The following is a 7541-nucleotide window of genomic DNA, read 5'->3' as shown; positions in this document are numbered from 1 at the left end:
CCGCCGAAGCCGCCCCCCGTCGTCGCCTGCACCACCCGCACCCGCGACACCGGCAACCCCAGCGTCGCCGCCACCTGCAGGCGCACCAGGTTGACCGCCTGGGTCGAGGTCCACAGCACCAGCCGGCCGTCCGGGTCGGGCGCGGCCACCGTGGCCATCGGCTCCATGTAGCCGGGGTACTGCGAATGCGTGGTGTAGGTGGCCTCGTGCACCAGATGGGCTGCGGCGAAGCCCGCGTCCACCTCGCCGCGCTCGAAGCGGATCTCGTGGCCGATGTTGTCGGCGCGGCCGGGATGCAGGGGCGGCGCCTCCTCGTCCAGGGCCTCGTCGATGCTCAGGATGGCGGGCAGTTCCTCGTACTCGACCTGGATCAAGTCCAGGGCATCGCGGGCGATCTCTTCGGAGACGGCCGCCACGGCCGCCACCTCCTCGCCGCAGAAGCGCACCACGCCGCGCGCCAGCACGGCCCGCTCCTTGTGGTGCGCGCCCCAGAGTTGGGCCGGCGCGTCGTCGCCGGTGAGCACGGCCCGCACGCCCGGCAGCGCGCGCGCCGCCGCGGTGTCGATGGCCACGATGCGCGCATGCGGATAGGGGCTTCGCAGCACCTTGGCATGCAGCATGCCGGGCAAGCGGATGTCGCCCGCATAGACGGCGCGACCCAGCACCTTGGCACGGGCCGTCACCTGCGGGATGCCGACGCCGAGGGTGGACGCGCCCTCCTCCTGGATGTCGGCTTTCGATGGGGCTTCGGTGCTCATTCGGCCGAGATGCCCAGATCGCGGATCGCCTTGCCCATCACCGCGTATTCGCGCTGGTTGAGCCGGCCCAGCACCTCCGGCGAACCGCCCGCGGGCAAGGCGCCGAAGACGGCCAGCTTCTGCGTCACCTCGGGCTCCTTCAGGATGGCATTGAGCTCCTGGTTGAGCCGCTGCACCACGGCCGCGGGCGTGCCCTTGGGTGCGAAGAAGCCGTTCCAGGCGCCGACCACCACGTCGGCATAGCCCAGCTCGCTCAGGGTGGGGACCTCGGGGGCCAGCTTGCTGCGCTGCGCGTCGCCGATGGCCAGCGGCACCAGCTTGCCGGCCGCGATGTACTGGTAGACCGGCCCGAAGGTGACCCAGGCCACGTCCACATGGCCGGCCACCACGTCGGTGACCGAGGGGCCGACGCCGCGATAGGGCACGTGCGTGAACTTGACGCCCGCCGCCTTGTTCAGCCACTCGCCCACGATGTGCATGGGCGAGCCCGCGCCCGGGCTGGCATAGCTCACGGCCTTGCCGGCCTTCGCCGCCGCCACCAGCTGCGGCAGGGTGCGCGCCCCGCCGAGCGCCGCCGGATTGCCCACCAGCACCAGCGGCTGCACCGCCGTGTTGATCACCGGCTCATAGCCACCCAGCACGTCGTAGGCCGCCGCGCCCGACAGCTTCATCACCAGCGGGGCCGTGGTGAAGGGGTTGGGCGTGAACAGCAAGGTGTAGCCATCGGGCTGGGCGCGGCCGACGAAGCCGTTGCCGATCGCGCCGCCGGCCCCGGGCTTGTTGTCGACCACCACCGGCTGCTTCAGGCGCTGACCCAGCTTGTCGGCGAACAGGCGTGCGATGGCATCGGTGTCGCCGCCGGGCGGATAGGACACGACGACCGTGATGGGCTTGCTCGGATAGGCGCTCTGGGCCAGGGCGGGCATGGCGACGGCCGCGAACACGGCGGCGGCGGTCGAGGCCAGGATGAGACGGCGATGGCAGGACATGGTGGGACTCCTCGTGGGGCAGACAGGCTGCAGGACAGGCAAAGGGATGGGACCGCACGATTGATCCACGTATGAAACGATCAATCGCCACCGGAACGATGCAGATTCTGTGCCGCTTGTTGATGCATCAACTTAGGGCAAATACTAATGCCGACAGGCACGGCAAATCGGCGCGAAAAGCCGCGCCTCCTGCCCGTGGAACAATCCGCCGCCCATGACCGATGCCTCCCCCACCCCCTGGACCGACCTCGACGAGCAAGGCAATGGCCTGACCGTCGATGCCTTCATCACCACGCTCATGAGCCAGGTGGGCAATGCTCTGCGACGCACCATCACCGTGCCCTATGCGGAGCAGTTCGGACTGACGGTGTCGGAATGGCGGGTGCTGGCGCTGGTGGCGCATGCGGAGCGCATCGCGTTCAGCGACGTGGTGCAGCAGTCCACCTCGGACAAGGCGCTGGTCAGCCGCACCCTGAAGCTGCTGGAGGGCCGGGGGCTGGTCACCCTCTCCTACGAAGGCACCACGCCCCGCAAGAAGGTGTTCTGCCTCATCAGTGCCGCTGGCGAGGCGCTGCATGCCCAGGCCATTCCGCTGGCCCGCGCGCGCCAGGCGGCCGCCATCCGCGTGCTGCCGCCCGAAGAGCGGGACGCCATGTACCGCGCCTTGATGCGGCTGCGCCGCTACTGCCTGGAGGACGGCGACCGCGCCGGCGCCGACGACATCCGCGGTCTGGATGTCTGAGGATCGGCGCCGGACCGCCCGCCCTCGCCTGACGGCGCATCGGCAACGGGTGCGGCAGGCTCACCGAAGCCCCCCAGCGCCTGCCGGCGCGCACGCTCGCGCTTGAGGTAGGCGGCTGGCGTCAGCCCCGACCAGCGGCGAAAGGCCCGGGCGAAGACCTTGTCCGACTCGTAGCCCGCCTGGGCCGCCGCCTGCGCCACCGTGAGGCGGCCAGCCTCGAGCTGCTCGGCCGCGAGCGTCATCCGATGGGCAGTGAGATAGCCGATGGGCGTGCTGCCGACCAGGCTCTTGAACCGCAGGCAGAAGCGCGAGCGCGACATGGCGGCGGCGCTGGCCAGGCGCGCGACGTCCCAGTCTTCATGCGGCGCATGGTGGATGCCTTGCAGCGCACGGGCGATGGCCAGATCGCCCAGTCCGCGCAGCCAGCCCGCCTGCGCGCGCGCCGCATCGCCCAGGCGCTCGCGCAGGATGTTGACCAGCAGCAGCTCGCCCATGCGCTCGGCCGACAGGCGCCAGCCCGGGCGCCGGCTGAGCGTCTCCTGCACCAGCGCCTGCAAGGCGCCCGCCAGGCTTCCCCCGGCCGGCATGTCGCCCTGGCGCACATGCAGCAAGGGCGGCAGCAGACGCAGCACTGCGTGCCGGCTGTACGCCGAGAACCAGAGCAGCGTCGAGAAGATCTCGGTCACCGCACCATCGCCGCCATGGCGGAACACCAGCGGGTTCTCGTCCCGGGCGCCATCCGCGTGCTGCGCGATCAGGTCGGCAAAGGGGGTGGGCGCAAGGCCAGGGGCCGACGCCAGCACATGCGGACTGCCCAGGGGCAGCATCAGCAGATCGCCTTCCAGCACCTGCACGGGCGACTCGCCATGCACCTGCACCCAGTACGGCGCCCCGCGCGAGATCCGCAGCATCACGCCCGGCACGCCCGCCGACGACAGCGCCCAGGGCGCGCCCAGCGAGAAATGCGCGGTCACGGCCCGCTCGGCGCGGCAGATGGCGAGCACGTCGCTGAGGACATCCATGAGAGGCGGTGGTGGTGGCTGGCGCGGCGCTCGCGCGTGGGATGGAGAAGGCGGTGGAGACGCTTCGTCCCCATTGCGGGATTTTCGGCGGTTATGCGTGCCGGGGCCGGCCGGAAGAATCGCGCTCATCACGACGGCCATCCGGCCCGAAACCAGGCCACACGGCCTGCCCGACTCCCTCCCTCTTCGAACCCCTCACTGCCATGCCCGAATCCCCGACCCCTCCCCTTCGCATCGGCATCGTCGGCGCCGGCATCGGCGGCCTGGCCGCCGCCTGCGCACTGCGGGCCGCCGGCCACGACGTCCAGGTCTTCGAGCAGAGCCGCCAGTTCCTGCGCGTGGGCGCAGACATCAACCTCACGCCCAATGCCGTGCGGGCGCTCGACGGCCTCGCGCCCGGCATCGGCGAGGCGGTGCGCGCCTCGGCCGCCCGGCCCACGCACCGCATCAGCCGCATCTGGGACAGCGGCGAGGAGACCTCGCGCCTGGCCATGGGCGACACGGCCGAGCAGCAGTACGGCGCGCCGCAGCTCACCATCCACCGGGCCGACCTGCTGGCCGCGCTGGCCGACGCCTTTCCGCGCGAGCGCGTGCAGTTCGGCAAGCGGGCCCAGGCCATCGCGCAGGACCGCACCACGGCCGAGGTGACGGTGCGCTTCGCCGACGACAGCGAGGCCCACCGGCTCGACCTGCTGGTGGGCGCGGACGGCATCCATTCGGTGGTGCGCGCCGCCCTCTTCGGCCATGAGCAGCCGCGCTTCACCGGCGTCGTGGCCTTCCGTGCCGTGGTGCCGACCCCGCGCGTCGGCGAGGTGCCGGACCTGGGCGCCTTCACCAAATGGTGGGGGCCCACGCCGGAGAGCCAGATCGTGACCTTCCCGCTCAACCAGGGCCGCGACACCTTCATCTTCGCGACCACGGCGCAGGAGTCCTGGCACGAGGAATCGTGGACCACGCCGGGCAGCGTGGACGAGCTGCGCGAGGTCTACCGCGACTTCCACCCGCATGCGCGGGCGCTGCTGGCCGCGTGCGACTCGGTGCTCAAGACCGCCCTGTACGAGCGCGACCCGCTGCCCGCGTGGTCGCAGGGCGCGATCACGCTGCTGGGCGACGCCTGCCATCCCATGATGCCCTTCATGGCCCAGGGCGCCGGCTCGGCCATCGAGGATGCCGTGGTGCTGGCCCGCTGTGTGGGCCTGGCCGGCCCGGCGGCCGGGGTGCCGGCGGCGCTGAAGCGATATGAGGCCGCACGGCAGGATCGGGCCAGTCGCATCCAGATCGGATCGCGCGGCAACAACTGGCTGCGCGCCGGCGGCAATGCGGACTGGGTGTACGGCTACGACGCGTGGGCCGTGCCGGTCTGATCAGCCGCCCGTCTGGCGCGCCTGCCACAGCGCCTCGGCCCGCGCGAGATCATCCAGCGTGTCGATGTCGGTCACCACGCCGGCATCGTTCACCGTCAGTTCGCGCACGGCGCCCCGGGCGCGCAGCGTCTTGAGCACCGGTGCGGCGCCTTGCTCGCCGGCCAGTGCCTGCAGGGCCGCTGCGCTCGCCACGCCGAAGCCCACCGGATGCCCCCGCTCGCCCAAGTACACGGGCTGCGCCGCCCCGTCGTCCGTCAAGGCCTGCGCCACCGCCCGGAGCGTGGCGGGCAGCACCAGCGGCAGGTCGGCCGGCAACACCAGCCAGCCCGGCGCATCGGCCGTGGCACGCACCGCCGCACCGATGGAGTCGCCCATGCCGGGATGGCCGACGTCCTCGACATGCCACGGCAGGCCGCTCGCGCGCACCGACTCCAGGGTGCGGTCGATCACGCGGCCACCGGCCAGCAGCGCCTGCAGCTTGTGCACCCTGCCGCCGGAGGCGCGGAAGCGCTCGCCACGGCCGGAGGCCAGCACCAGGACGACGGGCAGGCGGGCGGAGTTCATGGTCATGTGAGCACGTAGTTGCGGGCTTGGGGCTGCGGTGGCCAGTCGGCGTCGCCGATGGATTCGCGCACCGAGGTCTCGATGCTCCAGCAGATGGCGTCGAGCGCCAGGTCGTTGGGCGCCTCGCCGAAGGGCTCCTCGATCTCCGAGCCCAGCGCCTCCAGCGCGAAGAAGGTATAGGCCACCAGCACCACGATCACCGGCGTCATGGGACCGATCGCGTCGACCAGACCAAAGGGCAGCAGCAGGCAGTACAGGTAGATGGTGCGGTGGATGATGACGCCGTAGGTGAAGGGGATGGGCGTGTTGGCCAGCCGCTCGCAGCCGCCGATGGCGGTGCCGATGCGGTCCAGCGGGCCTTCGAGCGCGGGCACGATGGCGGCCTCGGCCCGGCCCTGGGTGCGCAGGTCGCGCAGCCATTCGCCGGCCATCAGCAGCAGCATGGCCGGCCGGTAGCGCGCCGCCATCACGCGCTGGGCCTCGGAGGCTGGCAGCAGCCGCGCGAGGTCGGCCGCCGGATCGCTGCCCCGCAGTTGGTGGCGCAGCGCATGCACCAGCGCGATCAGCCGCAGCGCCAGCACGCGCGCCTCGCCACCGCCTTCGGCCAGGGTCAGCGCCTGGCGCACCGCCGCCCGGCAGTCGATCAGCAGCGCGCCCCAGAGCATACGGGCCTCCCACCAGCGGCCGTAGCTGGTGCTGTTGCGAAAGCCCAGGAAGATCGCCAGCGTCAGGCCGATCAGCGAGAAGGGCACGAAGTTCATCGGCACCTTCCAGCGCAGCACCTGGCCGTGCAGCAGCGTCACGACGATCGACAGGGCAAGGGTCAGCGCCAGCTGCGGCAGGATCTGCGAAAGGATGGAGCCGCGCCAGACGAAGAGCAGGCGCAGCCAGTGCGGGCGGGGGCGGACGATCATGGGCGCCCGATGTTAGGCCTCGTCAATGCGAGGCCATCGGCAGCACGGACAATGCCCGCCATGAGCGATCTGAAGACCTCCCTGGCCGACCTGCGCAAGAGCTATGAGCGGGCCGAACTCGACGAAACCCACAGCGCGGCCGACCCGCTGCTGCAGTTCGAGCGCTGGCTCGGCGAGGCCATCGCCGGCCAGGTGCCCGAGCCCAATGCCATGACCGTCGCCACCGTTGGCAGCGACCTGCGGCCCTCCACCCGCATCGTGCTGATCAAGGGCTACGACGCGCGAGGCATCGTCTGGTTCACCAATTACCAGAGCCGCAAGGGCCAGGAGCTGGCCGGCAATCCCTTCGCCGCGCTGCAGTTCCACTGGGTCGAGCTGGAGCGCGTGGTGCGCATCGAGGGCCGGGTGGAGAAGGTGAGCGACGAGGAAAGCGACGCCTACTTCGCCAGCCGCCCGCTCGATTCGCGCATCGGTGCCTGGGCCAGCCCGCAGAGCCAGCACATCGAAGGCCGCGGTGTGCTGGTGGCCAATGCGGCCAAGTACAGCGCCAAGTTTTTGCTCAACCCGCCGCGCCCGCCGCACTGGGGCGGCTACCGGCTGGTGCCGGAGCGCTGGGAGTTCTGGCAGGGGCGCAAGAGCCGGCTGCATGACCGGCTCTGCTACCAGCAGGAAGGCGCGGACTGGGTCAAGACCCGTCTGGCCCCCTGACCGGGCCTCAGGGCAGTCGCAGGTGCAAGCCCGCGCCGTGCCCTTCCAGCCCCGGGCCAAGGCGCACCTCGCCGCCCAGCCGCGCGGCGGCCTGCTGCACGATGGCCAACCCAAGGCCGGCGCCGCGGGTCTGCGGGTCGGCGCCGCGATGGAAACGCTCGAACACCTTGGCCGCCTCCTCGGGCGCAATGCCCGGCCCATCGTCTTCCACCGAAAGGCACAGCGGATGCGGCGAGCCGGCCAGCGTGACCACGATGCGCGTGCCCGGCGGCGTGTGGCCGATGGCGTTGGCCAGCAGGTTCTGCACGATGGACAGCAGGGCTGCGGGCTCGATGGCGGCCATCAGCCGATCGGGCGCGACGAGGCTCAGGTCCATGTCGCGCGCGAAGGCAGCCGGCGCCATGTCCGCCATCACCTGGCGCAACCACTGCGCCACGTCGATCACCGGCGGCGCGGACGTGGGTGCATCGTCCAGCCGCG

The 7541-nt window shown here is 71.6% G+C and carries 9 protein-coding genes; 3 read left to right on the top strand and 6 right to left on the bottom strand.

Annotation, left to right across the window (positions count from 1 at the left end):
• Together QZ772_RS22605 and QZ772_RS22600 are read right to left on the bottom strand one after the other, a co-directional pair.
• The coding region (locus tag QZ772_RS22605; protein WP_295531368.1) for a molybdopterin cofactor-binding domain-containing protein at positions 1-758 on the bottom strand (758 nt) is incomplete at its 3' end.
• On the bottom strand, positions 755-1747 hold the full coding sequence (locus tag QZ772_RS22600; RefSeq protein ID WP_295531365.1) for a tripartite tricarboxylate transporter substrate-binding protein: 993 nt from the start codon (positions 1745-1747) through the stop codon (positions 755-757). The genes QZ772_RS22600 and QZ772_RS22605, both read right to left, overlap by 4 nt.
• 214 nt (positions 1748-1961) lie before the next feature.
• Between QZ772_RS22600 and QZ772_RS22595 the strand changes: the two genes are divergently transcribed.
• Positions 1962-2489, top strand: a complete 528-nt coding sequence (locus QZ772_RS22595; RefSeq protein ID WP_295531362.1) for a MarR family winged helix-turn-helix transcriptional regulator — start codon at positions 1962-1964, stop codon at positions 2487-2489.
• Here the strand turns inward: QZ772_RS22595 and QZ772_RS22590 are convergent.
• The gene (locus QZ772_RS22590) at positions 2429-3511 is read right to left on the bottom strand and encodes an AraC family transcriptional regulator (RefSeq protein WP_295531358.1); all 1083 of its coding nucleotides are present in this window, start codon (positions 3509-3511) and stop codon (positions 2429-2431) included. The genes QZ772_RS22595 and QZ772_RS22590 overlap by 61 nt on opposite strands.
• A 203-nt stretch (positions 3512-3714) precedes the next feature.
• Here QZ772_RS22590 and QZ772_RS22585 point away from each other — a divergent pair, with 203 nt between their 5' ends.
• Positions 3715-4875 carry an FAD-dependent monooxygenase gene (locus tag QZ772_RS22585; RefSeq protein ID WP_295531356.1) on the top strand — a complete coding sequence of 387 codons (1161 nt, stop codon included), beginning with the start codon at positions 3715-3717 and terminating at the stop codon, positions 4873-4875.
• On the opposite strand, the gene QZ772_RS22580 is transcribed toward QZ772_RS22585, so the two are convergent.
• Both QZ772_RS22580 and QZ772_RS22575 read right to left on the bottom strand, forming a co-directional pair.
• Positions 4876-5445 carry an NTP transferase domain-containing protein gene (locus QZ772_RS22580; protein ID WP_295531353.1) on the bottom strand — a complete coding sequence of 190 codons (570 nt, stop codon included), beginning with the start codon at positions 5443-5445 and terminating at the stop codon, positions 4876-4878.
• Positions 5442-6353, bottom strand: coding sequence for a bestrophin family protein (locus tag QZ772_RS22575; protein ID WP_295531350.1), 912 nt, complete (start codon positions 6351-6353; stop codon positions 5442-5444). Before QZ772_RS22575 ends, QZ772_RS22580 begins: the two co-directional genes overlap by 4 nt.
• 60 nt (positions 6354-6413) lie before the next feature.
• Here QZ772_RS22575 and pdxH point away from each other — a divergent pair, with 60 nt between their 5' ends.
• Positions 6414-7061, top strand: coding sequence for a pyridoxamine 5'-phosphate oxidase (gene pdxH / locus QZ772_RS22570; RefSeq protein ID WP_295531347.1), 648 nt, complete (start codon positions 6414-6416; stop codon positions 7059-7061).
• A gap of 7 nt (positions 7062-7068) precedes the next feature.
• Here pdxH and QZ772_RS22565 read toward each other — a convergent pair.
• Positions 7069-7541, bottom strand: a 473-nt coding sequence (locus QZ772_RS22565; RefSeq protein ID WP_295531344.1) for a HAMP domain-containing sensor histidine kinase, incomplete at its 5' end; no start/stop codon positions are given.

The organism is uncultured Pseudacidovorax sp. (genome assembly GCF_913773995.1).
Classification (GTDB): Bacteria; Pseudomonadota; Gammaproteobacteria; order Burkholderiales; family Burkholderiaceae_C; genus Xenophilus.
Note: the sequence above shows the minus strand (reverse complement) of the source record. Positions and strands in the feature narration are given on the sequence as shown.